The 23,139-nt window shown below is 66.0% G+C and carries 19 protein-coding genes and 2 pseudogenes; 9 read left to right on the forward strand and 12 right to left on the reverse strand.

Annotated elements, in window-relative coordinates; all coding sequences use genetic code 11:
- Nucleotides 1-5: 5 nt before the first annotated feature.
- Together ABS45_RS12360 and ABS45_RS12365 are read right to left on the reverse strand one after the other, a co-directional pair.
- A complete protein-coding gene (locus tag ABS45_RS12360) occupies nt 6-1,688 on the reverse strand; it encodes a PQQ-dependent dehydrogenase, methanol/ethanol family (protein WP_291555835.1) in 1,683 nt (560 codons plus the stop codon).
- Between the two features lie 256 nt (nt 1,689-1,944).
- Nucleotides 1,945-2,538, reverse strand: coding sequence for a uracil-DNA glycosylase family protein (locus ABS45_RS12365; RefSeq protein ID WP_291555836.1), 594 nt, complete (start codon nt 2,536-2,538; stop codon nt 1,945-1,947).
- A gap of 74 nt (nt 2,539-2,612) precedes the next feature.
- Between ABS45_RS12365 and ABS45_RS12370 the strand changes: the two are divergent.
- Nucleotides 2,613-3,853: pseudogene (locus ABS45_RS12370) on the forward strand (replication-associated recombination protein A).
- A 17-nt stretch (nt 3,854-3,870) separates the two neighbouring features.
- On the opposite strand, the gene pyk reads toward ABS45_RS12370, so the two are convergent.
- Genes pyk through gcl form a run of 5 tightly spaced genes read right to left on the reverse strand, consistent with a single transcriptional unit; the run spans nt 3,871 to nt 10,104 of the window.
- Nucleotides 3,871-5,292, reverse strand: coding sequence for a pyruvate kinase (pyk, locus tag ABS45_RS12375; protein WP_291555837.1), 1,422 nt, complete (start codon nt 5,290-5,292; stop codon nt 3,871-3,873).
- Nucleotides 5,293-5,319: 27 nt separating this feature from the next.
- A complete protein-coding gene (locus ABS45_RS12380) occupies nt 5,320-6,594 on the reverse strand; it encodes a glycerate kinase (protein WP_291555838.1) in 1,275 nt (424 codons plus the stop codon).
- On the reverse strand, nt 6,591-7,496 hold the full coding sequence (locus ABS45_RS12385; protein ID WP_366246630.1) for a 2-hydroxy-3-oxopropionate reductase: 906 nt from the start codon (nt 7,494-7,496) through the stop codon (nt 6,591-6,593). The genes ABS45_RS12380 and ABS45_RS12385 overlap by 4 nt, the downstream gene beginning before the upstream one ends.
- Before the next feature lie 33 nt (nt 7,497-7,529).
- Nucleotides 7,530-8,309 carry a hydroxypyruvate isomerase gene (gene hyi / locus ABS45_RS12390; protein ID WP_291555839.1) on the reverse strand — a complete coding sequence of 260 codons (780 nt, stop codon included), beginning with the start codon at nt 8,307-8,309 and terminating at the stop codon, nt 7,530-7,532.
- A gap of 13 nt (nt 8,310-8,322) precedes the next feature.
- Complete coding sequence (gene gcl / locus ABS45_RS12395) at nt 8,323-10,104, reverse strand: glyoxylate carboligase (protein ID WP_291555840.1); 1,782 nt, start codon at nt 10,102-10,104, stop codon at nt 8,323-8,325.
- Between the two features lie 113 nt (nt 10,105-10,217).
- Between gcl and ABS45_RS12400 the strand changes: the two genes are divergently transcribed.
- The gene (locus ABS45_RS12400) at nt 10,218-11,129 is read left to right on the forward strand and encodes a LysR family transcriptional regulator (RefSeq protein ID WP_291555841.1); all 912 of its coding nucleotides are present in this window, start codon (nt 10,218-10,220) and stop codon (nt 11,127-11,129) included.
- A 114-nt stretch (nt 11,130-11,243) separates the two neighbouring features.
- Here the strand turns inward: ABS45_RS12400 and ABS45_RS12405 are convergent, their stop codons facing one another.
- Together ABS45_RS12405 and purN are read right to left on the reverse strand one after the other, a co-directional pair.
- Nucleotides 11,244-12,515, reverse strand: coding sequence for an RsmB/NOP family class I SAM-dependent RNA methyltransferase (locus ABS45_RS12405; RefSeq protein WP_291555842.1), 1,272 nt, complete (start codon nt 12,513-12,515; stop codon nt 11,244-11,246).
- A gap of 53 nt (nt 12,516-12,568) precedes the next feature.
- On the reverse strand, nt 12,569-13,135 hold the full coding sequence (gene purN, locus ABS45_RS12410; protein WP_366246631.1) for a phosphoribosylglycinamide formyltransferase: 567 nt from the start codon (nt 13,133-13,135) through the stop codon (nt 12,569-12,571).
- 33 nt (nt 13,136-13,168) lie between these two features.
- On the opposite strand from purN, the gene ABS45_RS12415 reads away from it, so the two are divergent.
- The 6 genes from ABS45_RS12415 to ABS45_RS12440 all read left to right on the forward strand — a co-directional run bounded on the left by ABS45_RS12415 (nt 13,169) and on the right by ABS45_RS12440 (nt 18,062).
- A complete protein-coding gene (locus ABS45_RS12415; protein ID WP_291555844.1) occupies nt 13,169-13,834 on the forward strand; it encodes a YceH family protein in 666 nt (221 codons plus the stop codon).
- An 87-nt stretch (nt 13,835-13,921) separates the two neighbouring features.
- Nucleotides 13,922-15,103 carry an acyl-CoA dehydrogenase family protein gene (locus tag ABS45_RS12420; protein WP_291555845.1) on the forward strand — a complete coding sequence of 394 codons (1,182 nt, stop codon included), beginning with the start codon at nt 13,922-13,924 and terminating at the stop codon, nt 15,101-15,103.
- 12 nt (nt 15,104-15,115) lie between these two features.
- Nucleotides 15,116-16,231 carry an acyl-CoA dehydrogenase family protein gene (locus tag ABS45_RS12425; RefSeq protein WP_291555846.1) on the forward strand — a complete coding sequence of 372 codons (1,116 nt, stop codon included), beginning with the start codon at nt 15,116-15,118 and terminating at the stop codon, nt 16,229-16,231.
- 99 nt (nt 16,232-16,330) lie between these two features.
- A complete protein-coding gene (locus ABS45_RS12430; protein WP_291555847.1) occupies nt 16,331-16,867 on the forward strand; it encodes a DUF4124 domain-containing protein in 537 nt (178 codons plus the stop codon).
- Between the two features lie 127 nt (nt 16,868-16,994).
- The gene (locus ABS45_RS12435; protein ID WP_291555848.1) at nt 16,995-17,357 is read left to right on the forward strand and encodes a type II toxin-antitoxin system Phd/YefM family antitoxin; all 363 of its coding nucleotides are present in this window, start codon (nt 16,995-16,997) and stop codon (nt 17,355-17,357) included.
- A gap of 69 nt (nt 17,358-17,426) precedes the next feature.
- A complete protein-coding gene (locus tag ABS45_RS12440) occupies nt 17,427-18,062 on the forward strand; it encodes an AAA family ATPase (protein ID WP_291555849.1) in 636 nt (211 codons plus the stop codon).
- 1 nt (nt 18,063) lies between these two features.
- Here the strand turns inward: ABS45_RS12440 and mmsB are convergent, their stop codons facing one another.
- The 3 genes and pseudogenes from mmsB to ABS45_RS12455 all read right to left on the reverse strand — a co-directional run bounded on the left by mmsB (nt 18,064) and on the right by ABS45_RS12455 (nt 22,040).
- Entirely contained in the window at nt 18,064-18,960 is an 897-nt protein-coding gene (gene mmsB / locus ABS45_RS12445) for a 3-hydroxyisobutyrate dehydrogenase (RefSeq protein ID WP_291555850.1), read from the reverse strand.
- A gap of 151 nt (nt 18,961-19,111) precedes the next feature.
- Nucleotides 19,112-20,249 (reverse strand): annotated as a pseudogene (locus ABS45_RS12450) (acyl-CoA dehydrogenase family protein).
- Between the two features lie 270 nt (nt 20,250-20,519).
- Entirely contained in the window at nt 20,520-22,040 is a 1,521-nt protein-coding gene (locus tag ABS45_RS12455) for a CoA-acylating methylmalonate-semialdehyde dehydrogenase (RefSeq protein WP_291555851.1), read from the reverse strand.
- 105 nt (nt 22,041-22,145) lie between these two features.
- Here ABS45_RS12455 and ABS45_RS12460 point away from each other — a divergent pair, with 105 nt between their 5' ends.
- Nucleotides 22,146-23,069, forward strand: coding sequence for a LysR family transcriptional regulator (locus ABS45_RS12460; RefSeq protein WP_291555852.1), 924 nt, complete (start codon nt 22,146-22,148; stop codon nt 23,067-23,069).
- The last annotated feature ends 70 nt before the right edge of the window (nt 23,070-23,139 follow it).

Below are 23,139 nucleotides of genomic sequence, written 5' to 3' on the forward strand. Positions count from 1 at the left end.
CGCCATCAGTTCAGGGCAAAGACGAACAGGGTGCCGCCTTCGGAGCTCGCGTTCACCACGTCCGCGCCGATGTCTCCCATGAAGGCCGGGATGCTTTCGGTGCGGCCCGAGACCACCGCCACATACTGCTTGCCATCGATGGTGTAGGTCATCGGTGCGGCCGAGATGCCGGAGCCGGTGTTGAAGCCCCAGAGCTGCTTGCCGTTCTTGGCGTCATAGGCGTTGAACCAGCCTTGCACATTGCCCTCGAACACCACGCCGCCGGCGGTGGACATCGTCCCGCCGGTCCACGGCAGCGGGTTTTTGTCCAGCCAGACCTGCTTGTGCGTCACCGGGTTCCATGCGGTCAGGCCGCCCATGTAGTCGCCCTTCAGCGGCTTCTTGATCTGGAAATCGTTGCCCAGGTAGAACGCGCCACGTTTGTATTCCGGCTGCGTGTCGACCATGTCCATGCACAGGTTGTTGGTCGGGATGTAGACCAGACCGGTGGCGTGGTCGTAGCTCATGGGCATCCAGTTCTTGCCGCCCAGCAGGCTGGGGCAGATGCCCGTTGCCTTGCGCTCCATGCCGGGGCGCATCTTGTTGCCGGGGATTTCCACCGGCCGGCCTGTCGCCAGATCCACCTTGCTGGCCCAGTTCATGTCAACAAAAGGATCGGCCGAAATCAGCTTGCCGTTGGCGCGGTTGAGCACGTAAAAGAAGCCGTTGCGGTTGGCATGCATCAGCACCGGCGTCTTCTTGCCGCCGATGCTCAGATCGCTCAGCACCATTTCGTTCACGCCGTCGTAGTCCCAGGCGTCGTGCGGCGTGAACTGGTAGTGCCACTTGATCTGGCCCGTGCTTGCATCCAGAGCCACCACGGACGAGGTGTACAGATTGGTCTGCTCGCCAATGTCGGAGGTGTCGCTGCCGCGCACCACGGCCGCCCAGGGCGATGGATTGCTGGTGCCGTAATACACCAGATTGAGCTCAGGATCGTAGGAGCCGACAAACCACGCGGCACCGCCGCCGTTCTTGGCCGAGTCACCCTTCCAGGTGTTGCCGTTGGGCTCATTGGGCAGCGGTACGGTGTAGGTGCGCCAGACTTCCTTGCCGGTTGCCTGGTCGAGCGCGACGATGGAGCCGCGCGCACCATACTCGCCGCCGCCGTAGCCGGAAATCACGAGGTTCTTCACCGCCGTCGGCGGCGAGGTGATCACCGAGCCGTTCTTGTAATCGGTGATGGCCGTCTTCCAGAGTTCCTTGCCGGTCTTGGCGTCGAGCGCGACGACGTTCGCGTCCAGGCGCCCGACGAAAATCTTGCCATTGCTGTAGGTCACGCCACGGTTGCCGACGTCGCAGCAGGCGTATTGGTCTATGCCCTTGGGCACGTCCGGCTGGTAGCGCCATTTGAGCGCGCCGGTCTTGGCGTCGACGGCAAACACGGTGGCGGGGCCGAAGGAGGACGACACGTACATGGTGTCGCCGATCACGATGGGCGTTGATTCCTGCGAGCGCAGCGAACCGAGCTGCAGCGTCCATTTGACATGCAGGTTGCCGACGTTCTTGGTCGTGACCTGCGCGGCTTTGCTGAAACGCGTGTTGCCGGCGTCGCCGCCATAAATACCCCATTCCTGGGCGTTCGCCAGGCTGGCGGCAAAGAGAAGCGCGGATGCTACTGTCGTCAGAGCAAATACGCCTCGCTTCATCGTTCTGTTGAGCATGAATAGTCTCCCGGTGGTTGCAGGTGGGCTGAGCCCTCAACCCCCTGGCGGCACCTGGCTCAGGTTCGGCTGCGGCGCTGCATTTCCATTATCAAAACGCATGTGTGCGACAGCAACGCCACTTGTAACAGTGGCCTTGCTGGCGGGCTCTGCCGTTGATGATTCATGAAGAGGCCGGCGAGATCGCCTGCCGCCCCGTAGTCGTTGTTACGTGCGGATTACGGGTCAGCAACAAAAGTGATCAAAGCAACAGGCTGACACGTTCGCGCAGCTTGGGCAGCAACTCGGCTTCAAACCACGGGTTGTGCTTGAGCCAGCCGTTGTTGCGCGGGCTGGGGTGGGGCAGAACCAGGGTGTGCGGCCACCAGCGCTGCCACTCCTGCACCGCGCGCGTGACACCCATCGTGCGCGCTTCGGGCAGGTGCCAGGCCAGCGCGTACTGGCCGATCAGGACGGTCAGCTCGATGTTGGGCAACTGGGCCATCAGGCGTTTGCGCCACAGCGGCGCGCATTCGGGGCGCGGCGGCGCGTCGCCCGAGCCCTGCGCCGCACGGCCGGGGTAGCAAAAGCCCATGGGCACGATGGCCACTTTTTCGCGGTCATAAAAGATCTCCTCGCTCATGCCCAGCCATTGGCGCAAGCGCCGACCGCTGGCGTCGTCGAAAGGCACACCGCTCTGGTGCACCTTGATGCCCGGTGCCTGGCTGGCCAGCAGGATGTGCGCGCCGTGCCCGGCCTGCAGCACCGGGCGCGGGCCCAGCGGCAGGAAAGGTGCGCAGACGGTGCAGGCGCGGATCTCGCGCAGAAGTTTGTCAAGCGAACGGGCGGAGGTCATGCGGTGATTGTCTCGCTGGCAACGACGGCCGGCCGCTACTATCGCGTACACCACTACTCGCTTCAGCAGCAGTCATGACACTGGCAGCCCCGCACATCCCTCTGGCCGAGCGCCTGCGCCCGCACACGCTGGACGACGTGATAGGGCAGAAACAGGTGCTGGGGCCGGGCAAGCCGCTGCGTCTGGCGTTTGAGTCCGGTCAGCCGCATTCCTGCATCCTCTGGGGGCCGCCGGGTACCGGCAAGACAACGATTGCGCGGCTGATGGCACAGGCGTTTGATGCGCAGTTCATCGCGATCAGCGCGGTGCTGGGCGGCGTGAAGGACATTCGCGAGGCGGTGGAGCGCGCGGAGAACGCGCGCCACGGCCTGGCGCCGCAGCGCACCATCGTGTTCGTCGATGAGGTGCATCGCTTCAACAAGAGCCAGCAGGATGCCTTCTTGCCGCATGTCGAAAGCGGCTTGTTCACCTTTGTCGGCGCGACCACGGAGAACCCCTCGTTCGAGGTGAACGGCGCGCTGCTCTCGCGCGCCACGGTGTATGTGCTGCAACCGCTGACGCCCAGCAAGCGCTGCCAGCTATCGAAAATGATGCGACAGAGCGCTTGGTGGCCTATGCCGATGGCGATGCGCGGCGGCTCTTGAACACGCTGGAGCAGCTCGCGGTCACCGCGCAGCAGGCGAAAGTGGAGTGCATCACCGACGCCTGGCTGGTGCAGGTGCTGGGCCAGCAGATGCGCCGCTACGACAAGGGCGGTGAGCAGTTCTACGACACCATCAGCGCGCTGCACAAATCGGTGCGCGGCTCAGACCCCGACGCGGCGCTGCGTTATCTGGCGCGGCGCATCGTGCGCATGGCGTGGGAGGACATCGGCCTGGCGGACCCGCGTGCCATGCAGATCACCAACGAGGCGGCGCAAACCTACGAGCGCCTGGGCAGCCCCGAGGGCGAGCTGGCGCTGGCGCAGGCGGTGATTTATCTCGCCGTGGCGCCCAAGAGCAATGCCGGCTACACCGCTTACAAGAAGGCGCGTGCCCTGGTGGCGCAGGACGGCACGCGACCGGTGCCGCTGCACCTGCGCAATGCGCCGACCAAACTCATGAAGCAGCTCGATTACGGCAAGGGCTACCGCTACGCGCACGATGAGGAGGGCGGTTTTGCGGCCGGCGAGACCTATCTGCCCGACGGCATGGCGCCACCGAATTTCTATGAGCCGGTGCCGCGCGGTCTGGAGATCAGGATCGGCGAGAAGCTGCGCGAGCTGCGTGCGCGCAATGCGGATGCCGCAGGCACGACGCCGGGTGATGGCGGCTGATTGCGTTCAGCGTCGCCTTAGGCGATCGCCACGCGCATCATGTTGGTGGAGCCGCTCTCGCCAAACGGCAGACCTGCCAGGATCACGATGGGGTGGCCGGGCTGGGCAAAGCCCTGGCTGCGCGCGACGTCGGTGGCCATGGGCGCGAGCTGGTCCAGCGATGCCGGGTCCGCCACATGCACCGAGTGCACGCCCCAGGCCAGCGCCAGCTTGCGTGCGGTGCCCAGGTGTGGTGACAGGCTGAGGATGGCGGAGCCGGGCCGCTCGCGCGCGGCGCGCAGACTGGTGCGGCCGCTGCTGGTGTAGCTCACGATGGCGTCGGCCTGCAGCAGTTCTGCGGCGCGCCGCATGGCGCAGCAGACGGCCTGCGTCACGTCTCGGGCATTGGCCTCGGCGGCAGCCTGCGAGGCCTCGATGAGCTGGCGGTACTGGGTGTCGGCCTCGGTGCCCTCGATGATACGGTTCATCATGGTCACGGCCTCCACCGGGTATTTGCCTGCGGCCGATTCGGCCGAGAGCATGACGGCGTCGGCGCCGTCGTAGATGGCGGTGGCCACGTCGGAGGCTTCGGCGCGCGTGGGCACCGGGCTCTCTATCATGGATTCGAGCATCTGCGTGGCGACGATCACCGGCTTGCCGAGCTTGCGGCAGAGCTTGACGATGCGTTTCTGAATGGCCGGAACCTGTTCGGCCGGCATCTCGACGCCCAGATCGCCGCGCGCCACCATGACAGCATCGGTGGCGGCCACCACATCGTCCAGGCGTTCGATGGCCGAGGGTTTTTCGAGCTTGGCGAGCAGGCCCGCGCGGCCGTTGATCAGGGCGCGCGCCTCGGCCAGGTCTTCGGGGCGTTGCACGAAGGACAGCGCCACCCAGTCGGCGCCCAGCTCCAGCGCGGTTTCCAGATCGGCACGGTCCTTGGTGGTGAGCGCCGAGATCGGCAGCACCACGCCGGGCACGTTCACGCCCTTGCGCTCTGACAGCTTTCCACCCACGAGTACCGTGCAATCGGCCGATTGCGCATCGCAGCGCTCGACGCGCACGCGCAGCTTGCCGTCGTCGAGCAGCAGCTCGGCACCAGGTACCAGCGCGGCAAAAATCTCGGGGTGTGGCAGGTTGACCCGCGTTTGCGTGCCAGGCACCTTGTCCAGGTCAAAGCGGAATGTCTGCCCGGCTTGCAGCTGCACCGGGCCGTTCTCGAACACGCCCACGCGCAGCTTGGGGCCTTGCAGATCGGCCAGGATGCCGATGGGGCGACCGGTTTCGCGTTCCACCGCGCGCACGGCGGCAAAACGTGCGGCGTGGTCTTCCCTGCTGCCGTGGCTGAAGTTCATGCGGAACACATCGGCCCCGGCGAGGAAGAGCTGGCGGATCATGTCGGGGCTGGAACTCGCAGGCCCGAGGGTGGCGACGATCTTGGCGCGGCGTGTGCGGTGCATGGTGTGCGGAGGTAGAGGAGGTAGAAGTCAGGTGCCGATCAGGACGACGCGAAAATCATTGACGTTGGTGAGCGTGGGGCCGGTGATGACCGAATCGCCCAGCGCCTCGAAGAAGCCGTGGCCGTCGTTGGCGTCCAGGCTGTGCTGTGGCCGAATGCCGTGCGCAAAGGCGCGCGCAAGCGTGTCCGGGCTGACGCTGGCACCGGCGATTTCTTCCATGCCATCCACGCCATCGGTATCGCCCATCAGCGCGTGGATGCGTGTATGGCCGCGGGCAGCGATGGCGAACGACAGCAGGCATTCCACATTGCGCCCGCCGCGCCCCTGGCCGCGCAGCGTGACCGTGGTCTCGCCGCCAGACAGGAGAGCGCAGGGCGGGCGAAAGGGCTCGCCGCGCTCGGCCATCTGCAGCGCGATGGCCGCCAGCACCTTGCCGACATCGCGTGCTTCGCCTTCGATCGCATCGCTCAGGATGTAGGGGGTGTAGCCATGCTGGCGGGCGATGGCGGCGGCCGCCTGCAGCGCCTGCTGAGGTGCGGCAATGATGCGGGTGGTGAGGCCCGCCAGGCGCGGGTCTTGCGGTTTGATCGACTCACCGGCGCCACTCTCCAGCACCTGGCGCACCGGCGCCGGCAGCTCAATGCCATAGCGCTGAACGATGTCGAGCGCGTCCTGGCAGGTGCTGGCATCACCCACCGTGGGGCCGGAGGCAATGTCGCGCGGAGCATCGCCCGGCACGTCGGAGAGCAGCAGCGTGATGACGCGCGCGGGGTGGCAGGCCGCGGCAAGGCGCCCACCCTTGATGGAGGACAAATGGCGGCGTACGGTGTTCATCTCGCTGATGCTGGCGCCGCTGGCGAGCAGCGCGCGGTTCACCTGCTGCTTGTCTTGCAACGTCAGCCCCGGCAGCGGCAAGGGCAGCAGCGCGGAGCCGCCACCGGAGATCAGGCACAGCACCACATCATCGGCAGTGAGGCTCTCTGCCAGCGCCAGCATGCGCTGCGCGGCCGCCAGCCCGGCGGCATCGGGCACGGGGTGTGCGGCTTCCACGATTTCGATGCGCTCGCAGGCAACCTTGTAGCCGTAGCGCGTCACCACCAGGCCGGTGAGCGCGCCTTGCCAATGGTCTTCGACCGCGCGCGCCATCGCCGCCGACGCCTTGCCCGCGCCGATGACCACCAGCCGCCCCTTGACCTCCTCGGGCCGCGGCAGATGCGGCGCCACGCACAGCGCGGGCTGGGCCGATGCGATGGCCGCATCGAACATCGCACGCATCAGCTCGCGCTCGTTCATGGCGCTCATTCGGCCTGCTGGCCGATCTCGAAGTTGGAGAGTTGCTCCAGCGCGCGCACCATGCCGGAATGGTCCCAGCCTTCGCCGCCGTGGGCCACGCAGGCGGAAAAGAGCTGCTGCGCCGTGCCCGTGGCCGGCAGCGCCAGGCCGAGTTGGCGCGCCGCGGTGAGCGCCAGGTTCAGATCCTTCTGGTGCAGCTTGATGCGGAACCCCGGGTTGAAGGTGCGCTTGATCATGCGCTCGCCCAGAATTTCCAGGATGCGCGAAGTGGCCAGCCCCCCCAGCAGGGCCTCGCGCACCTTGGCTGGGTCGGCACCGGCGCGGGCGGCAAACAGCAGGCCTTCGGAGACGGCGTTGATGGTCAGCGCCACCACGATCTGGTTGGCCACCTTGCAGGTCTGGCCGTCGCCGGTGCCGCCGACGCGCGTGATGTTCTTGCCCATGCAGGCGAGCACCGGTTTGACGCGCTCGAACACCTCGTTTTTGCCGCCGCACATGATCGAAAGAGTGGCGTTCTTTGCGCCCACGTCGCCGCCAGAGACCGGGGCGTCGATGTAATCGCAGCCCAGGGCTTCGATCTTTGCCGCATATTCCTTGGTTTCCACCGGCGAGATCGACGACATGTCGATGACGACCTTGCCCCGAGTCAAACCTTCGGCGACGCCGTTCTCGGCGAACAGCACCTTGCCCACGTCGGGCGTGTCCGGCACCATGATGATGACGATGTCCGCCTTCTGCGCCACTTCCTTGCCGCTAGCGCAGGCGCTGCCGCCGGCCTCGGTCAGTTCGCCAGGCACTTTGCCGCGGCTGTGCAGAAAGACCTTGTGTCCGGCCTTGATCAAGTGCCCCGCCATGGGCGTGCCCATGATGCCCAGGCCGATGAAGCCGATATTCAGTGCGTGTGTACTCATGCTGCAGATTCCTTTCTTGTTGTGTGACGCGTGTTATGCGGTGAGCGCCTTGACCCAGCCCAGGCCGGCTTCGGTGGTGTCGGCCGGCTTGTACTCGCAGCCGATCCAGCCGTCGTAGCCGATGCGATCCAGATGCTGGAACAGGAAGCGGTAATTGAGCTCGCCCGTGCCCGGCTCGTTGCGCCCCGGGTTGTCGGCAAGCTGGATGTGCTTGATGGATTTGAGCTGCTTTTGCAGCGTGGCGGCGATCTCGCCTTCCATGCGCTGCATGTGATAGATGTCGTACTGGATGAAGAGGTTGTCCGATCCCACCTGCTCGATCACCTCGAGCGCCTGCGCCGTGCGGTTCAGGTAGAAGCCCGGGATGTCGAAGGTGTTGATCGGCTCCATCACCAGGCGCAGACCGGCGGCCTTGAGCTCGCCGGCGGCGAAGCGCAGGTTCTCGACAAAGGTCTGTTGTACCTGGCGCGCATCAGCACCCGCCGGCACCTTGCCGGCCAGGCAGTTGAGCTGCGGCGCGCCCAGCGCCTTGGCGTAGCGGATGGCAGTGGCCACGCCGTCGCGAAATTCGGCCGTGCGTGCCGGGTCGCAGGCGATGCCGCGATCGCCCGCCTCCCAGTCGCCCGCGGGCAGGTTGTGCAGCACCAGCTGCAGGCGGTATTCCTGAAGCAGCGCCTTGATTTCCTCGGGTTGGTAGGCATAGGGAAAGAGAAACTCGACCGCGTCAAAACCGGCGGCGCGCGCGGCGCCAAAACGCTCCAGAAACGGGCGCTCGGTGAAGAGCATGGTGAGGTTGGCGGCAAATTTCGGCATGGTGTGATTCCTTTCAATCGAGCAAGGCCAGCGAGGTGGGTGCGTCGGCTTTGCTGCCGGCGAGTTCTTCGAATTCGTTCACATTGTCGATCTCCGTGCCCATGGCGATGTTGGTCACGCGCTCGAGGATCACTTCTATCACTACCGGTACCTGGTACTCGGCCATCCAGGCTTCGGCCTGCTTGATCGCCGGGGCGATTTCCTTTTGCTCGTGCACGCGGATCGCCTTGCAACCCAGGCCTTCGGCTACCTTCACATGGTCCATGCCATAGCCCTTGACCTCGGGTGAGTTGATGTTTTCGTAGGCCAGCTGCACGCAGTAATCCATGTCAAAACCACGCTGGCTCTGGCGGATCAGCCCGAGGTAGCTGTTGTTGACCACGATGTGGATGTAGGGCAGCTTGAACTGCGCGCCGACGGCAAGTTCTTCCACCAGGAACTGGAAGTCGTAGTCGCCCGAGAGTGCAACGATCTTGCGCTTGGGGTCGGCCACGCGCACCCCCAGGGCCGCCGGCAGCGTCCAGCCCAAGGGGCCGGCCTGCCCGGCGTTGATCCAGTGGCGCGGCTTGAACACATGCAGGAACTGCCCGCCGGCGATCTGCGACAGACCAATGGTGGAGACATAGCAGGTGTCGCGGTCGAACGCGTTGTTCATGCACTGGTAGACGCGCTGGGGCTTGAGCGGCACGGTGTCGAAATTGGTCTTGCGCAGGTACTGGATGTCCTTCTTGCGGCCTTGGCACTCGGCAGCCCAGCCGCTGAAGTCGCGCAGCGTGCCGGCCTGCTTCCATTCCCGGGCCACTTGCACGAAAAGTTGCAGCGCGGCCTTGGCATCGGAGACGATGCCCAGCTCGGGCGCGAAGATGCGGCCGATCTGCGTCGGCTCGATGTCCACGTGCACGAAACGCCTGCCCTTGCAATAGACATCGGTCGAGCCGGTATGGCGATTGGCCCAGCGGTTGCCGATGCCCAGTACGCAGTCGCTCGCCAGCATGTTGGCGTTGCCGTAGCGGTGTGCGGTCTGCAGACCGACCATGCCAGCCATCAGCGGATGGTCGTCGGGCATTGCGCCCCAGCCCATCAGGGTCGGGATGATCGGCACGCCGGTGATCTCGGCAAACTGCACCAGCAGATCGGCGGCGTCGGCGTTGATGATGCCGCCGCCGGCGACGATCAAGGGGCGATCGCATTCGTTCAGGATGGACAGCGCCTTCTCCACCTGCTTGCGCGTGGCAGCCGGTTTGTACGCGGGAAGCGGCTCGTAGGTGTCGATGTCGAACTCGATCTCGGCCATCTGCACATCGAACGGCAGGTCGATCAGCACCGGCCCCGGGCGGCCCGAGCGCATCAGGTGAAAGGCCTGCTGGAACACGCGCGGCACCTGGGCGGGTTCGAGCACCGTGGTGGCCATCTTGGTCACGGGCTTGGCGATGCTGGCGATGTCCACCGCCTGGAAGTCTTCCTTGTGCATCCGGGCGCGCGGCGCCTGGCCGGTGATGCACAGAATCGGGATCGAATCGGCGCTGGCGGAATACAAGCCGGTCAGCATGTCGGTGCCGGCCGGGCCGGAGGTGCCCAGGCACACGCCGATGTTGCCCGCCACCGCGCGGGTGTAGCCCTCGGCCATGTGCGAGGCGCCTTCCACATGGCGCGCCAGCACGTGGGCAATGGTGCCGCGCTCCTTGAGCTGCGCATACAGCGGGTTGATGGCGGCACCCGGCACGCCAAAGGCCTGGGTGATGCCTTCTTTCTCCATCACCAGCACCGCGGCCATCGCGGCCTTCATTTTTGCCATTGCCATTACTCCTTGGAAACAGTGGACTGCATTGGCGGCAATGGTCGCCCCTGAGGCTTCACAAGGGAAGGTGGCTATTGCGCATGATGCTTATTCCGTGGTGGAATAGAGCAATGGACCGCATCCAGGACATCCGCCTGTTCATCCGCATCGTCGATCTCGGCTCGTTCAGCAAGGCCGCGCAGGAGCTGGGCATAGGCCAGCCGGCAGCGACCAAGCAGATCAACCGCATGGAGGCGCAGTTGGGCGCGCGCCTGCTGCACCGCACCACGCATGGCGTGAGCGCTACGGAAATCGGCCTGCTGTACTACGAAAAATGCAAGCTCATCTGCCTGCATGCGGATGAGGCAAGTTCCGTGGGCACGCTGCTGCAGACCCAGGCGGAAGGCAGCATGCGCATCAGCTCATCGGTGGCCTTCGGGCGGCGCGTGATGGCGCCGCTGGTGCTGGAGTTCATGCGCATGAACCCGCAGCTGCAGATCGAGCTGCTGTGCGACGACCGCTACGTGAACCTGGTGGAGCAGGGCGTGGATGTGGCGGTGCGCCTGGGCAAGCTGGCCGATTCAACACTGGGCGCGGCCTGGCTGGGCGTCAATCCCTGGGTGCTCGTGGCCTCCGGCAGCTACCTCAAGGAACATGGCACGCCGCGCAAGCCGGAGGACCTGGCGCGCCACGATGTGCTGATCTACAGCAGCGTGCAGGGCGATGAGCGCTGGCATTTCACCGGACGCGCCGGCGAGCAGCGCAGCGTGACGGTGCGCGGGCGGCTGCGCTCCAACAACCTTTCCATGCTGCTGCTGGCGGCGCGCAGCGGCCTGGGCATCGCCGCGCTGCCGCGCTATGTGGCGCAGCGCTCGCTGGTCGATGGCGCGGTGGTGAGCCTGCTGGATGCCTGGCAGTTGCCGCAGCAGGAGGTGCATGCGGTCTTCCCCTCGCCACGCCTGGTGCCGGCCAAGGTGCGCCAGTTCATCAGCTGGATGCAGGGGCAATTTGGACGTGAGTGGTGGGAGCGCGGCGATGCCTGATACGGCTTTGCCTTCAAACGTATAACTGCGTTGGTTCGCCTTGCCGTGCGACAGCACTGTCTGCGGCTTCCCGCCTTGTTCTACGCTTGAATGCAAAGCCTTGTGAGGGCAGGCTCAGCGCCGCTGCCACACTGCCGCGAAGAAGCCGTCGGTCTGGTGGCGGTGCGGCCACAGGCGCAGGTAGCGCTGGCCGTCCGGGCCGCCGCTGCACAGGCTGTGTGGCTCTGCCACCTTGAGCTGCGCCAGCAACTCACCCACCGGCAGCGGCGTGAAGTCCGGCTGCGCGGCGCCAAAGGCTTCGGCGATGGCTTCGTTTTCTTCGGCCAGCAGGCTGCAGGTGGCGTAGACCAGGCGCCCGCCGGATTTCAGCAGACGCGCGCTGCTCGCCAGGATGGCGGCCTGCTTGATGGCGAGCTCTTGCAGGGCCTGCGGCGACTGGCGCCATTTCAAATCAGGGTTGCGCCTGAGCGTTCCCAGACCGGAGCAGGGCGCGTCCACCAGCACCCGGTCGATCTTGCCGGCCAGGCGCTTGATGCGCTCGTCGCGCTCATGCGCAATCGCCGCCGGATGCACGTTGGACAGGCCCGAGCGCGCCAGGCGCGGTTTCAAGGCATCCAGCCGGTGCGCGGACACATCAAACGCGTACAGCCGCCCGGTGCTGCGCATGCTGGCGCCTATGGCCAGCGTCTTGCCGCCGGCGCCGGCGCAGAAATCGACCACCATTTCCCCGCGTTTGGCGTCCAGCAGCAGCGCCAGCAATTGCGAGCCCTCGTCCTGCACCTCGATGGCGCCGTCGGTGAAGAGCGCCAGCTTGTTCAGCGCCGGCTTGCCCTGCACGCGCAGGCCCCAGGGGGAATACGGTGCTTCTTCCGATTTGATAGCTGCTTGTGCAAGCTGGTCCTGCGCTGCAGGCCGTTTCAGCTTCAAGGTATTGACCCGCAGGTCGAGCGGCGCAGGCGCCAGCAGGCTGTCGCACAGAGGCCAGAAGTCTGCGCCGGTTTGCGCCTTGAGCCGCTCGGCCAGCCAGGGGGGCAGATTGTGGCGCTCGGGCTCGAACCATTCCTCGGGTTGCACGGCGTTGCAGCCATCCAGCCAATCCGATTCCTGCGCCGACAGCGCGCCCTGCAGAAAGCCGCGCACGCCGGCGAACCCGAGGATGGCCAGGCGCCGCTCACGCGGGCCCGAGCCGGAACGCGCCAGGCGTTCGAACTGCAGCTTGCGCCGCAGCACGGTGTAGGTGGTTTCGGCCAGCGTGCCGCGCTCGCGCGGGCCCAGGTGCCGGTGCTCGCGAAAAAAGCGCGAGACCACGGCGTCGGCCGGGTGTTCAAAGGTGAGGACTTGCCGCAGCAGATCGCTGCAGGCTTCGAGCAGGGCTTGGGGGTGCATGGCTTGTCAGTTCAATCAGGCGTTAGCGCAAGCGAGGTATGCGCCGACAGCTATCAATGTGAGAGAAATTGGGCGATGGCACGGGGATAGATCAGGTGCTCCTGCGTGAGCACGCGCGCGGCGAGCATATCGGCGCTGTCGCCCGCCAGGATGGGCACGACGGCCTGATCGACGATGGGTCCCACGTCCAGTTCCGCCGTCACCTGGTGCACCGTGCAGCCGGCAAACTTGCAGCCCGCATCGATGGCGCGCTGATGCGTGTGCAGGCCGGGGAAGGCCGGCAGCAGCGAGGGGTGGATGTTGAGCAGCCGCCCGGCGTAATGCGCCACGAAGCCGGGGGTGAGAATACGCATGAAGCCCGCGAGCACGACCAGGGCCGGTTGATGGACATCGATGCGCTGCATGAGCGCGGCGTCGAACGTCTCGCGGCTGGTGAACGCCTGGTGGTCCAGCACGCCAGTGGCGATGCCGTGATCCTGCGCGAACGCCAGGCCCTTGGCATCTGCCCGGTTGCTCAAGACCGCGGCGACGCGGGCATCCAGGCGCGCCGCCCAGTTCTGTTGCGCCGCGCTGCGCACGATGGCCGCCATGTTGGAGCCGGTGCCAGAGATGAGAATCACGATGTTTTTTGTCACTCCAGGATTATCCCAGCCATGCCCTTCGATCCGCGCCTGCAGCCCCTGTCCGCCACCGAGGCCCGCGTGCTTGCCACGCTGCTGGAGAAATCCCGCACCGTGCCCGACAGCTATCCGCTGACCCTGAACAGCCTGGTGCTGGGCTGCAACCAGAAGACCAGCCGCGAGCCTGTGATGCAGCTGACCGACGCCGAGGTGCAGCAGGCGCTGGATGCGCTGCGCCAACGGGCGCTGGTGGTGGAAATCGGCGGCGCGCGCGTGGCGCGCTGGGAGCACAACTTCAGCCGCGGCATCGGCGTGCCCGACCAGTCCGCGGCGCTGCTGGGCCTGCTGCTGCTGCGCGGCCCGCAGACTGCCGCCGAGCTGCGTCTGAACGCCGAGCGCTGGCACCGCTTTGCCGATACCTCGTCGGTCGAGGCCTTTCTGCAGGAGCTGGCCGAGCGCAGCGATGAAAAAGGCGGGCCGCTGGTGCTGCTGCTGCCGCGCGCCCCGGGCGCGCGCGAACCGCGCTGGGCGCAGTTGCTTTGCGGGCCGGTGGATGTGCAGGCGCTGGCAGCGGCGCAACCCGCGGCGCGCAGCGGTGATGGGCTGGAGCAGCGCGTGCAGGCGCTGGAGATGCAGGTGGCGCAGCTTGGCGAACAGGTGCGCCAGCTGTGCGCGCAGCTCGGGCTCACGCCTGAGTGAATGAGGGCAGGGCGAGCCGCCTGTCCTGCTGTTGACAGGCGCCTGCCCTGGCGCGTGCTACAACGCCCGCAGCAAAGGAGATTCCCCATGGATCTGGCATTCACGCCCGAAGAACAGGCCTTCCGCGAAGAGGTGCACCGCTGGGTGCGCGCCCACCTGCCGCCGGAGATTTCGCACAAGGTGCACAACGCCCTGCGCTTGACGCGCGACGACATGCAGGGCTGGGCAAAAATCCTCGGCAAAAAGGGCTGGCTTGGCTACGGCTGGCCCAAGGAATTTGGCGGCCCGGGCTGGAGCGCGGTGCAAAAACACCTGTTCGAAGAGGAATGCGCGCTGGCCGGCGCGCCGCGCATCGTGCCGTTTGGCCCGGTGATGGTGGCGCCGGTCATCATGGCGTTCGGTTCGCCCGAGCAGCAGCGTCGTTTTCTGCCCGGCATCGCCAGCGGCGAGGTCTGGTGGAGCCAGGGCTATTCCGAGCCGGGTTCGGGCTCGGACCTGGCCAGCCTCAAGACCCGCGCCGTGCGCCAGGGCGACAAGTACATCGTCAACGGCCAGAAGACCTGGACCACGCTGGGCCAGTACGGCGAGTGGATGTTCAACCTGGTGCGCACCTCTACCGAGGGCAAGCCGCAGACCGGCATCTCGTTCCTGCTGCTGGACATGAAGAGCCCGGGCGTGACAGTGCGCCCGATCCGGCTGCTGGACGGCGAGTGCGAAGTCAACGAGGTGTTTTTCGACAACGTCGAAGTGCCGGCGGAGAACCTCATCGGCGAGGAAAACAAGGGCTGGAACTACGCCAAGCACTTGCTCAGCCACGAGCGCACCAACATTGCCGATGTCAACCGCAGCAAGCGCGAGCTGGAGCGCCTCAAGCGCATCGCGCAGCGCGAAGGCTTGTGGGATGACCTGCGGTTTCGCGACCAGATAGCTCTGCTGGAGGTCGACATCGTCGCGCTGGAAATGATGGTGCTGCGCGTGCTGGCGGCGCAAAAAAGCGGCAAGAACCCGCTGGATATCGCCGGCCTGCTCAAGATCCGCGGCAGCGAGATTCAGCAGCGCTACAGCGAGCTGATGATGCTGGCCGCCGGGCCGTTTGCGCTGCCGCTCATCCACGAGGCGATGGAAGCCGGCTGGCAGGGCGACTTCCCGGGCGGCGATGTGGCGCTGGCGCCACTCGCTTCCACCTATTTCAATCTGCGCAAGACGACGATCTACGGTGGCAGCAACGAGGTGCAGCGCAATATCGTCGCCCAGACGGTGCTGGGTTGAGAGGAGGCAGAAATGGATTTCGATTTTTCCGAAGACCAGGAACAACTGCGCGACGCGGTGCGCCGCTGGGTGGAGAAGGCCTACGGCTTCGAGCGCCGCCGCGCCATCGTCGCCGCCGGCGGTTTTGACCGCAAGGCCTGGGGCGAACTGGCCGAACTGGGATTGACCGCACTCACCGTGCCGGAGGCGCACGGCGGCCTGGGCCAGGGCGCGGTCGACGCGATGGTGGTGATGGAAGAACTGGGCCGCGGCATCGTGCTCGAGCCGCTGGCGCAGAGCGTGATCGCAGCGCGTGTGCTGGCCGATTTCGCGCCGGCCGCGCTGCAGGCCCGATGGCTGCCGCGCATCGCCAGTGGCGAGACGCTGATGGTGCTGGCGCAGCAGGAGAAACGGGCACGCTACCGGCTCGATGTTTGCGAGGCAAAAGCCACTCAAGCGCAAGGTGGACATGCACTGGCAGCTCATAAAAGCATAGTCCCTGCCGCCGACCACGCCGATGCCTGGCTGGTGCCCGCGCAGCTCGATGGCGGCATCGCCCTGTTCCTCGTCGAAAAAGGCGCGAGCGGCGTGCAGACGCAGGGCTACGGCCTGCAGGACGGTGGCCGAGCCGCCGAGCTGCGGCTGGCCGACACACCGGCCACGCTGGTCACCAAAGACGGTCTTGAGGCGCTGGAGCTGGCGCAGGACATTGGCATAGCCGCCACCTGCGCCTACGCCGTCGGCGTGATGGATCAGACCTTGGCGGTGACGGTGGACTACATGAACCAGCGCAAGCAGTTCGGTGTTGCCATCGCCAGCTTTCAGGCGCTGCGCCACCGCATGGCCGACATGAAGATGCAACTGGAACTGGCGCGCTCGATGAGCTACTACGCCAGCCTGAAGCTGGGTGCACCGACGGGCGAGCGCCGCCAGGCGCTGTCACGCGCCAAGGTGCAGCTGGGTCAGGCCATGCGCTTCGTCGGCCAGCAGGCCGTGCAATTGCATGGCGGCATAGGCGTGACCGACGAATACATAGCCAGCCACTACTTCAAGTCGCTCACGCAACTCGAACTGAGCTGGGGCGACACACTGCACCACCTGGGCGAGGTCTCGAGCCGGATGCAGGAGACGGCCGGCGTGTTTGCCTGAAACCGTAGGGCACTAGTGATCCGGCCTTTACCGGAATGGCGCGAAGCCGCTGCTTTGCAGTCGGTCGCACAGTGGCTGGGCTGCAATGGAGGTGATGCGATGGATCAGGCTGTGCGTGGCGTGTTGGTGCTGCTGTTGATGTTTGGCAGCGCCGGAGGGGCGCTGGCGATCAACAAGTGCGTTGGCGCTGGTGGCAAAGTCTCGTACCAAGAGGCCGCATGCGCGGGCGCTGGAGGCGCGATAGAGATCAAGCCCGCCCGTGGCGTGGACGCACCGACACCAGTGCCAGCACAGACGCCGGCACAGGCTGATGCAGCCACGCCGACCGCTGCCAAGCCGAAGGAAGGCCCGTTTGGCGCCAGCTACCAGCGGCGATTTTTCCTGGAAAACCGTGGCGTGCCTGATGCGCGCGCGGCGACGCAATACAACAAGCTGGAGTGCGAGCGCAAACTCAAGAAGCTGGAAGCCGACAAAGCCGGTGCCAGAAACAACTTGGCAGGCGCCACCTACCTGCAATCATTGGCGGCAACCATGCAAGCCGAAGCCACCATGTGCGACATGCGCGCGCGTGAGCTGCAGACGCGCCAGCAGGAGCTGGAAAGAGAGTTGCGCGAACTGCAGGCGCAGCAACCGTAGCGGTTAAAGACCCAACGGCGGACGCCACGCCATCCAAAGCGCATCCACCGCGCAAAACGATATCAAAGGGTAAAATAGGTTTATTGGGAGTATTTACCCTTTTTTGGCTTTTTCTTGGAGGTGTTCGATGTCCGCAGCGACTGCTTTGGCCCCGATGGCCTTCCCCGCGCTGGCGCGCACGCCCGCATCCGATGTCAAAAAGCTGGGCTGGCGTGGCGTGATGCGCGTGGTGGGGCAGGATGGCGCGGTGGTGGTGACCAACCACGATCGTCCCGAGGCGGTGATTCTCTCCACGCAGGAGTATCAGCGTTTGCTGCAAGCCGCCGAGTCCGCCCGCGCACGGCAGGACGATGCGCTGCAGGCATTGCGCCAGCGGTTCGACGAGCGGCTTGCGGGCCTGCGTGCCACCGATGCCGGAGAGCGTCTGCGGGACGTTCTGGCGCAGCCGGCGATACTTGCGGGCCAGGTCAGAGTTGGTCAGACGCACTGATTTCGAAATCTCTTTTTTTGATAGCTTCCAGCGCTTGTCAGTAAAGCGCTGCAGCTGTTTTTGATCCGAATGTCCCGGCCCGTCATCTATGTGCTCGCTGGCGTCAATGGCGCCGGCAAGAGCTCGATCGGCGGGCATTTGCTCACGCGTGCGGGGCTGGCCTGGTTCAACCCCGACGCGTTTGCGCGCGAGTGGTTGGCGACGGGCATGACCGATCAGACCGAGGCCAACGCGGTGGCCTGGAACGAGGGCATGCGCCGGCTCGACGAGGCCATTGCCGAGGGGCGCAGCCATGCGCTGGAAACCACGCTGGGCGGCGCGAGCATGACCGCACGGCTGCGCGAGGCCAGCCGTACGCACGATGTGTTGATCTGGTTTTGCGGCCTGGCGACGCCCGAGCTGCACCTGAGGCGCGTGCGCAAGCGCGTGGCAGCCGGGGGCCACGATATCCCGGAAGTCAAGATCCGCGAGCGCTGGACGGCGTCGATCGCCCATCTGATCGCCCTGCTGCCCCATCTGGCCGAGGTCCGCCTGTTTGACAACAGCGCCAGCGCCGCGCCGGGCGAGGTGGTGCCCGACCCGCTGCCGGTGGCGGTGTTCCGCGAGGGGAAGCTCATCTGGCCGTTGTCCGACGACCTGGAGCAACTGGCCCGCACGCCCGATTGGGCCAAGCCGGTGCTGGAGGCGGGGCTGCCCGCCCGGTGATTCAGCTCTTCTTCTGCACCATCTTGATGATGCTGGAAAAATCTTCCCCGCCGTGTCCCGCCAGGCTGTGCGCGGCGTACAGCGCGCGCGCCAGACCGCCGAGCGGCGTCGAGGCGCGCGTGGCGGTGGCGTTCTCTTGCGACAGCCCCAGGTCCTTGAGCATCAGGTCGGTGCCAAACCCGCCTGCGTAGCCCTTGCTCGCCGGGGCGTTCTCGTGCACGCCGGGGTAGGGGTTGTATTTTTCCAGCGCCCAGTTGCCGCCCGAGCTGCGGCGCATGATTTCGGCCAGCACCTTGGGGTCCAGCCCGTTGGCCACGCCCAGGCTCATCGCCTCGCTGGTGCCGATCATCAAAATGCCGAGCAGCATGTTGTTGCAGATCTTGGCGGTCTGGCCCGCGCCGATGGCACCGGCGTGGAAGATGTTGGCGCCCATTTTTTCGAGCACTGGGCGGGCGCGCTCCAGGTCGGCGTTCGAGCCGCCGACCATGAAGGTGAGCGTGCCGGCCACCGCGCCGCCGACGCCGCCGGAGACTGGTGCGTCGATGAAGGCCAGGCCCGCAGCCTGCGCGGCCTTGGCGACTTTCTGGCTGGTGGCGGCGGCGATGGTTGAGCTGTCGATCACCAGCGTGCCTTGGGCGATGTGCGCCAGCAGTCCGCCGCTGCCGCCATGGCCCAGGTACAGGCCTTCGACGTGGTGGCTGGCGGGCAGCATGCTGATGACGACTTCCGCGCCCTTGACTGCCGCCTCGCTGCTAGCGGCAATCTGGACGCCTGCGGCCTTGGCGGTTTCGCAGGCGGCAGGGACGAGGTCAAAGGCCTGCACGTTGTGGCCGGCCTTGTGCAGGTTGATGGCCATCGGGCCGCCCATGTGACCCAGGCCGATGAAGGCGATTTGCATGTGTTGTCTCCTTGAGTGAAGTGGTGGTGGTTAGGCTTTTGTCTTGCTCCTTCCCCCTCTGGGGGAAGGCGGGGATGGGGGCGGGCTTGTGCTGGCGCCGCTGGCCCCCACCCCGACCCTCCCCCAGAGGGGGAGGGAGTTCTCTGTTACCTCATCGGATCGCATCGGGCGCATCGCCATCGAGCATCCTGCGCCCGATGATCACGCGCATGATTTCGTTCGTGCCTTCCAGGATCTGGTGCACGCGTGCGTCGCGCAGCAGGCGCTCCAGCGGAAAGTCGCGCAGATAGCCGTAGCCGCCGTGCAGTTGCAGCGCGTCGTTGATCACATCGAAGCAAGTGTCGGTGGCGAAGCGCTTGGCCATGGCGCAATAGGTGGTGGCGTCGGGCGCTGCGGCGTCGAGTTTGCTGGCGGCCAGGCGCACCATCTGGCGCGCGGCGACGAGTTGCGTAGCCATGTCCGCCAGCTTGAATTGCAGCGCCTGGAAGCTCGCCAAGGTTTTGCCGAACTGCTTGCGCTCCTGCAGGTAGCGCTGCGCGTGCGCGAGCGCCCCTTGCGCCGCGCCGACCGAGCAGGTGGCGATGTTGATGCGCCCGCCGTCGAGCCCCTTCATCGCGATCTTGAAGCCTTCGCCCTCGCGCCCGAGCAGGTGGCTGGCGGGGATGCGTACGTTGTCAAAGCTGATGGTGCGCGTGGGCTGGCTGTTCCAGCCCATCTTGTGTTCCTTCTTGCCGTAGCTGATGCCCGGCAAATCGGCCGGAACCGCAAAGGCGCTGATGCCGCCCGCGCCCGCGTCGCCGCTGCGCGCCATCAAGACCAGCATGTCGGTGCTGCCGGCGCCGCTGATGAAGGCCTTGCCGCCGTTGATGAGGTATTCGCCGCCTTGCAACCGGGCGCTGGTCTTGATGGAGGCGGCGTCCGATCCGCTGCCGGGCTCGGTCAGGCAGTAGCTGGCGAGTTTTTGGCCGCTGGTCAAGGCCTCGCCCCATTCGCCGCGCACTGCGTCCGTGGCCCAGGTGCCCAGCATCCAGGTCGCCATGTTGTGGATGGTGATGAAGGCGGTGGTGCTGGGATCGACAGCCGCAAGTTCTTCGAACACCAGCGTGGCGTCGAGCCGGGGCGGGCGCGTACAGGCCGCAAAAGCCGAGCTCGCCGGCCTTGGCGATGGCCTCGCGCGGGAAGATGGCCTCTTCATCCCATTTCGCGGCGTGCGGCGCGAGTTCGCTCTGCGCGAACTGGCGCGCGGTCTCGGCAAAGGCGCGCCGGTCTTCGGAGAGTTCGAAATCCATGCGTCAGGTCTCCTGCTTGTCGTTTTATAGCTGCCAGCGCTTGATGGGCAAGGGCTGGAGCCTGATTTTGCTTGTATTCATCCTCCCCCTGTGGGGAAGGGCAGGGTGGGGGCCTGGGCGCTCGAACGAGCGCTGCGCTCAAGCAAGCCCCCACCCCAACCTCGGTGCTGGCGACGAAACGCCGCCGCTCTTCAGGCTGTCCAGTTCCGCGCATGCGGAACTGGAGCCGCAGCCTTCAGCCCCAGCGGGGGAAGGAGCCAAAGCCCGCGCTTACTTCAGGCTGATGGTGGTATTCATCGCGTGGTGCTCTTCATCGTCAAACCAGCGCTCGGTGATCGTCTTGGTCTGGGTGTAGAACAGCACCACCTGCTTGCCGTAGGGGCCGAGGTCGCCGAGCTTGGAGCCGCGGCTGCCGGTGAAGGAGAATAGCGAAACCGGCACCGGCACCGGCAGGTTGATGCCGACCTGGCCGACGTCGATGTCTTCCTTGAACTTGCGCGCCGCGGCGCCCGAGCGCGTGAAGATCGCGGTGCCGTTGCCGTTGGGGTTGGCGTTGATGAACTCGATCGCCTGCTCCAGGTTGTCGGCGGGCACGATGCACAGCACCGGACCGAAGACTTCCTGGTCGTAGATGCTCATGCCGGGCTTCACATTGCTGAAGATGGTCGGGCCGACGAAGTTGCCCTTCTCGTAGCCGGGCACGCTGGGGTTGCGGCCGTCAAGCTCCAGCGTGGCGCCTTCCTTGATGCCTTGTGCGATCAGGCCTTCGACGCGGTCGCGCGCGGCGCAGGTGATCAAGGGGCCGACGTCGGTGCCGGCGGCCGTGCCGACGTTGACCTTGAGCGTCTTGGCCTTGGCGACGACGTCAGGAATCCACTTCTGCGCCTCGCCGACGAGCACCATCACCGAGATCGCCATGCAGCGCTGGCCGGCGGCGCCGAACGATGCGCCCAGCAGCGCGTTGAGCGCCTGTTCCTTGTTGGCGTCGGGCATCACGATGGCGTGGTTCTTCGCGCCCATCATGCACTGCACGCGCTTGCCGGCGAGGCTGGCGCGGTGGTAGACATGGGTGCCGACCTTGGTCGAACCGACGAAGCTGATGGCCTTGATGTCCGGGTGGTCGCAGATCGCGTTCACGGTATCGGCCATGCCATGCACGACGTTGAGCACGCCGGGCGGCACGCCCGCTTCCAGGGCCAGTTCACACAGGCGCATGGTGACCATCGGGTCCTGCTCGCTGGGCTTGAGCACGAAGGTGTTGCCGCAGGCGATCGCCATCGGGAACATCCACAGCGGAATCATGGCCGGGAAGTTGAACGGCGTGATGCCGGCGCACACGCCCAGCGGCTGCATCAGCGTGAAGGTGTCGACGCCGGTGGCGATGTTGTTGCCTACCTCGCCGAGCTGCAGCGTGCCGATGCTGGCCGCGTGCTCGACGATCTCCAGGCCGCGGAACACGTCGCCCTCGGCGTCCGGCAGCGTCTTGCCCTGCTCGGCGGTGAGGATGGCGGCGAGCTCCTTCATGTGCAGGCGGATCAGCTCCTGCAGCTTGAGGAACACGCGCCCGCGCGCCATCAGCGAAGTCTTGCGCCAGGTCTTGAAGGCTTCCTTCGCGCTTGCCACGGCAGCGTTGATTTCCTCGGGCGTGGCTTCGGGCACGCGCGCCAGCACCTGCTGCGTGGCGGGATTGATCACGTCGCGCCACTTGGTGGTCTTGGATTCGACGAGCTTGCCGCCGATGAGCAGCTTGACGGTGGGGGCGAGCACGCCCTGCGAGGTGGATGCATCCATTGCGCTGGTCTCCTGATGAAAACGGGTGGAAAACCAACGCATGTTAGTTGTGCAAAATTGAATATGCAATAGACAATACTGCACTTTGGCTTTGCAAATTTGCACATGACAAAACCCGCAGGCAACGATTGGGACAATCTGCGCTACTTTCTGGAGCTGGCGCGCACCGGCACCCTGGCCGCGGCGGCGCGACGCACCGGCGTGGAGCACACCACGGTGGCGCGGCGCATTCTGCAGCTGGAAAAAAGCATGGCGGTGCCGCTGTTTGCGCGCGAGGCAGCGGGCCATCGCCTGACCGAGGCCGGCCGCCAGCTGCTGCCTGCGGTGGAAGCGATGGAGGCGGCGGTGCTGGGCGCGCAGCAGCTGGTGGCGCCCGATGCGGCGGGCAGCGGGCCGGCCGGGTTGGTGCGCGTGGGCGCCACCGAGGGTTTTGGCACGCTGATCCTGGCGCCGCACCTGGCGCGTCTGACGCAGAAATACCCGCATCTGTCCGTCGATCTGCTGGCGGTGCCGCGCATGCTGCATCTGTCGCGGCGCGAGGCGGACATCGTGATCTCGCTTGAGCGCCCCAAGCGCGGCTCGGTCGTGGTCACGCGGCTGACGGACTACACGCTACTGCTTTACGGCCAGCGGGAATACCTGGCGCGCCATGCGCTCATTACCCGCCGTGAGGACTTGAGCGGGCATGCCTTCGTCAACTATGTGGATGACCTGCTTTTCACCAAGGAGCTGCAATTTCTGGAAGATGTTTTTCCGCCCCGGCGCTTCTCGCTGCGCTCCACCAGCATCATGGCGCAGTACCAGGCGGTGCGCGCAGGCGCGGGCCTTGCGGTGCTGCCGGCGTTTCTGGCCGATGGCGACACCTCGCTGGCCCGGGTGCTGCCCAATGAAGCATGTTTCACGCGCACCTTCTGGATGAGCATGCCAGCCGAGGGCAAACACCAGGCGCGCATCCAGACGGTGTGGGCGTTCCTCAAAGGCGTGGGGCAAATGGAGGCGGCGCGGCTCAGGCCGCGGCTCACCGCCTGATGCCGTGAATGCGTGTGGTATCGCCCGCACATTGGTACACCCGCCACGGGAGTTCTCCTATATTCTTCAA

Origin of the sequence: Comamonas sp. SCN 65-56, assembly GCF_001724135.1 — a bacterium.
Classification (GTDB): Bacteria; Pseudomonadota; Gammaproteobacteria; order Burkholderiales; family Burkholderiaceae_C; genus Comamonas_C.

Coding starts and splice junctions, on each gene's coding strand:
- ABS45_RS12360 (WP_291555835.1), bottom strand. CDS start 1,688: ATGAAGCGAGGCGTATTTGCTCTGACGACAGTAGCATCCGCGCTTCTC.
- ABS45_RS12365 (WP_291555836.1), bottom strand. CDS start 2,538: ATGACCTCCGCCCGTTCGCTTGACAAACTTCTGCGCGAGATCCGCGCC.
- pyk (WP_291555837.1), bottom strand. CDS start 5,292: ATGCACCGCACACGCCGCGCCAAGATCGTCGCCACCCTCGGGCCTGCG.
- ABS45_RS12380 (WP_291555838.1), bottom strand. CDS start 6,594: ATGAGCGCCATGAACGAGCGCGAGCTGATGCGTGCGATGTTCGATGCG.
- ABS45_RS12385 (WP_366246630.1), bottom strand. CDS start 7,496: ATGAGTACACACGCACTGAATATCGGCTTCATCGGCCTGGGCATCATG.
- hyi (WP_291555839.1), bottom strand. CDS start 8,309: ATGCCGAAATTTGCCGCCAACCTCACCATGCTCTTCACCGAGCGCCCG.
- gcl (WP_291555840.1), bottom strand. CDS start 10,104: ATGGCAAAAATGAAGGCCGCGATGGCCGCGGTGCTGGTGATGGAGAAA.
- ABS45_RS12400 (WP_291555841.1), top strand. CDS start 10,218: ATGGACCGCATCCAGGACATCCGCCTGTTCATCCGCATCGTCGATCTC.
- ABS45_RS12405 (WP_291555842.1), bottom strand. CDS start 12,515: ATGCACCCCCAAGCCCTGCTCGAAGCCTGCAGCGATCTGCTGCGGCAA.
- ABS45_RS12415 (WP_291555844.1), top strand. CDS start 13,169: ATGCCCTTCGATCCGCGCCTGCAGCCCCTGTCCGCCACCGAGGCCCGC.
- ABS45_RS12420 (WP_291555845.1), top strand. CDS start 13,922: ATGGATCTGGCATTCACGCCCGAAGAACAGGCCTTCCGCGAAGAGGTG.
- ABS45_RS12425 (WP_291555846.1), top strand. CDS start 15,116: ATGGATTTCGATTTTTCCGAAGACCAGGAACAACTGCGCGACGCGGTG.
- ABS45_RS12430 (WP_291555847.1), top strand. CDS start 16,331: ATGGATCAGGCTGTGCGTGGCGTGTTGGTGCTGCTGTTGATGTTTGGC.
- ABS45_RS12435 (WP_291555848.1), top strand. CDS start 16,995: ATGTCCGCAGCGACTGCTTTGGCCCCGATGGCCTTCCCCGCGCTGGCG.
- ABS45_RS12440 (WP_291555849.1), top strand. CDS start 17,427: ATGTCCCGGCCCGTCATCTATGTGCTCGCTGGCGTCAATGGCGCCGGC.
- mmsB (WP_291555850.1), bottom strand. CDS start 18,960: ATGCAAATCGCCTTCATCGGCCTGGGTCACATGGGCGGCCCGATGGCC.
- ABS45_RS12455 (WP_291555851.1), bottom strand. CDS start 22,040: ATGGATGCATCCACCTCGCAGGGCGTGCTCGCCCCCACCGTCAAGCTG.
- ABS45_RS12460 (WP_291555852.1), top strand. CDS start 22,146: ATGACAAAACCCGCAGGCAACGATTGGGACAATCTGCGCTACTTTCTG.